Raw genomic sequence first — 3,580 nt, 5'->3', positions numbered from 1 at the left:
AGATGTGTATAAGAGACAGGATGATGAAGGCGTAGAGCAGCATGATCGCGATCACGCCCACCAGGCCGAATTCCTCGGAGAACACGGCGAAGATGAAGTCGGTGGTGTGCTCGGGCAGGAACTCCAGGCGCGATTGCGTGCCGTGCTGCCAGCCCTTGCCGAACATGCCACCGGAGCCCACCGCGATCTTCGACTGGATGATGTGCCAGCCGTTGCCGAGGGGGTCGGATTCGGGGTCGAGCAGCGTGCGCACGCGATTGCGCTGGTATTCGTGCAGGAACTGCCACGCCACGGGGATCACCGCGCCCACGCCACCCACGAGCAGGCCGATGCGCCACCAGGCCATGCCGGAAAGGAACAACGCGAACGCACCGGCCCCGGCCACGAGCAAGGCGGTACCGAGATCGGGCTGCTCGGCGATGAGTCCGGCGGGCACCGCGATCAGCAGGCCGACCACGATGATGTCCTTCCAGCTCGGCGGCAACTGCCGTGGATGCAGGTACCAGGCGACCATCATCGGCATGGTCAGCTTGAGCAACTCGGACGGCTGGAAGCGCATGAATCCCAGGTCGAGCCAGCGGTATGCGCCGCGGCCTTCGCCGAGCACGGCCACGACCACCAGCAAGGCGGTGCTGCCGAGGTAGAGCCACGGCGTCCACGAGCGCAGCACCGGCGGCGGGATACGCGAGATGACCAGGAGCAGCACGGCGCCGAGGACGAAGCGCGCGGCCTGTCCGGTGACCAGCGAGAAGTTGCCGTTGCCCGCGCTGTAGAGCGTGGCGAGCCCCGCGCAGCCGAGCACGAAGAGCGCCAGCAAGAGCGGCAGGTCGAGCCGTGGCCGCGTGAGCAGGCGAAGGCCGAAGCGCTTCATGCGCATGGTGAGCTTCTGGAACATGGCTACTGGTCCTCCCCGTTGTCCTGGGGCGGCAGGTCGGTACTGGCGGCTCCGGCGGGCTGGGCATCCTGCACGGACGAGGCTTCGCCCGGCGCGGATTCCGGTACCGCGTCGGAGGTGACGATCTGGCCGGGCGTCGGGTCTTCCGGCCGTTGGCCGCCTTCGTCCACCACCCATTGGTCGAGGACCTTTCGTGCGATCGGGCCTGAATCCTGCGCACCCCAGGCACCGGCTTCCAGCACCACGGCCACGGCGATCTTCGGATCGTCGGCGGGCGTGTAGGCGATGAACAGCGCACGATGGCGGCTGGCGAGGTACGCGGTGTTCTTGTTGGTGTCGTAGGCGTCGGTCTTGCGCGAGAAACGCTCGGCCGTGCCGCTCTTGCCCGCGATGATGTACGGGAAGCCGGTGCCCAGGCGCTTGCCGGTGCCCTTGCCGGAGTTGATGACGGCTTCCATGCCTTCGTTCACGGCATCCCAGTCGGCCGCCTTGCGGATCACCGACGGGCCGGACGGCGGAAACGATTGCGGCACGCGTGGGCTGTCGACGCCGTCCTGTGTGTCGAGCAGGAAATGCGGGGTATAGGGGATACCGCGGCCGGCGAAGGTAGCCGTGGCGTGCGCCAGCTGGAGCGGCGTCACCGCCCAGTAGCCCTGGCCGATACCCGAGATGATGGTCTCGCCAGGGAACCAGCCCGCCTTGCTGCGCGTCGCCTTCCACTCGCGCGAGGGCAGCACGCCCTCCACTTCGCCCACGAGGTCGATGCCGGTCTTCTTGCCGAAGCCCAGCTTGCCCATCCAGTCGGAAAGGCGGTCGATGCCCATGTCGAGCGCGAGCCGGTAGAAATAGGTATTGGTCGAGAGCTCGATGGCCCGGATCATGTTCACCGTGCCGTCGCCACCGCGCTTGTCGTCGCGGTAGCAGCGCGACTGGCCCGGGATACAGAACTCGCCCGTGGACAGCACCGTGTCGGACGGCCGGCGGATGCCCATGGTCAGGCCACCCAGGGCGAGGAACGGCTTCACCGTCGAGCCCGGCGGATAGACGCCACGCAACGCGCGGTTGTACAGGGGCTTGTCGGGGGCGGTGGTCAGCGCCTTGTAATCGGCGGAGCTGATGCCGTTGACGAACAGGTTGGGATCGAAGCTCGGCACGCTGGCGAACGCCAGCACCTGGCCGTTGCGCGGATCGATCGCGATCGCCGCCCCGGAGCGGCCGTTCATCGCCTCCTCGGCCGCCTTCTGCAGGCGCACGTCGATGGAGAGGTAGATGTTCTTGCCCGGCGTGGGCGGCGTCGTGTCGAGCACGGCCTGCGTGCGTCCGTCGGCGTTCACTTCGACCAGCTCGTAGCCCGGCGCGCCGTGCAACAGCTTTTCGTAGTAGCGCTCGATGCCGATGCGGCCGATGTGCGTGGTGCCCTTGTAGCTGGCTTCCTCGTCGTCGTCCATGCGATCGAGATCGTCCACGTCGATACGGCTGACATAGCCGATGACATGGGCCAGCAGCGGACCCATCGGATAGCGCCGGGTGAGGTACGGCACCACATCCACGCCCGGGAACCGCCAGCGGTTCACGGCGAAGCGGCCGATCTCGTCCTCGGTGAGTTTCAGCTTGAGCGGAATCCCCTCGAACCGGCGTCCCTGTTTCACCTGTTTCTTGAAGGTGGCGATGTCCTCGTCGCTGAGCGGCACGACGGTGCCGAGCTTGCCCAGCATCTCGTCCATGTCGGTGACCTGTTCCGGGATCACTTCCAGCCGGAACGCCGGCACGTTGTCGGCCAGCAGCACGCCGTTGCGGTCGTAGATGAGGCCGCGCGCCGGCGGTATGGCACGCGGCTTCACGCGGTTCTGGTCCGAGCGTGCCACGAACTCGTCGTGGTGCAGCACCTGCAGGTATACGTAGCGTGCGCACACGGCGGCGAGGCCGAGCAGGATCAGCGCGAAGCCGGCCATGGCGCGGCGGCGGAACAGCGCCACCTCGCCACGGACTTCCTTGATCGAGGCGCGCCGCCGGCTCATGCCTCGTGGATGCGCAGGCGCGCGCGCAGGTCGTCGAGGATGAGGAACACGAACGGCCACAGCGCCGCGCCCACCAGGGGCGATATCCAGTACTCGGGCGGCGGCAGCGGATCGCCGCCGAACACGCGCACCAGCAGGAGCAGGATGCGGTCGTTCACCAGCAAGCCGAGGACGGCGAGCGATTGCTGCCACATCGGGAAGAAGCGCAGCCGCGAGCGGAAGCGCAACGCGATGAAGACCATCGCGGTGAGACGCAGCGCCTGCTCGCCCAGCAGGACGCCGTCGAAGAGATCGGCGGCCACGCCGACGCAGAACGCCAGGCCGAGGGTGACCCTGTCGCCGGATTGCAGGCACCAGTAGAGCAGGATCAGGGCGGGCCAGTAGGGCTTGAACGGCGTGAGCGGCCCCGGCAACGGGACCAGCATCAGGAACAGTGACATCAGCAAGGTGGCGGCGAACCACAGCTGGCGAACGCGAACCTTGTTCACGGCGTGCCCCCCGTCGATGGCGCGGCGGTGGACGGGCGCGCCGGGATCGGCGTCGCGGTCGGCGAGGTCACGGAAGGCAAGGCCTGCGCCGGCGGCGCACCCGGCACGGGCGCGAGGTCGGCGGGTGGCCCGACGTTCGGCGCGGGCGCCGGTGGTCCGGCGGGCTCGGCCAGGTCTGT

3 protein-coding genes are annotated in these 3,580 nt (G+C 68.1%); all 3 read right to left on the bottom strand.

Translation table 11 applies throughout. From position 1 onward, the window contains the following. Positions 1-895, bottom strand: an 895-nt coding sequence (locus tag ACR9ZJ_RS19050; RefSeq protein WP_481288651.1) for an FtsW/RodA/SpoVE family cell cycle protein, incomplete at its 3' end; no start/stop codon positions are given. 2 nt (positions 896-897) lie between these two features. Further along, complete coding sequence (mrdA, locus tag ACR9ZJ_RS19045) at positions 898-2,913, bottom strand: penicillin-binding protein 2 (RefSeq protein WP_481282514.1); 2,016 nt, start codon at positions 2,911-2,913, stop codon at positions 898-900. Further along, entirely contained in the window at positions 2,910-3,401 is a 492-nt protein-coding gene (gene mreD / locus ACR9ZJ_RS19040; RefSeq protein WP_481282513.1) for a rod shape-determining protein MreD, read from the bottom strand. The genes mrdA and mreD overlap by 4 nt, the downstream gene beginning before the upstream one ends. Between the last annotated feature and the right edge of the window lie 179 nt (positions 3,402-3,580).

Source organism: Luteibacter sp. KNZ12-1A, from assembly GCF_056755675.1.
The sequence above is the reverse complement of the archived record's forward strand: the minus strand, read 5'-3'. Positions and strand labels throughout refer to the sequence as shown.

Excerpts from the sequence above, each read along its gene's own strand:
- mrdA (WP_481282514.1), bottom strand. The coding sequence starts at position 2,913 with ATGAGCCGGCGGCGCGCCTCGATCAAGGAAGTCCGTGGCGAGGTGGCG.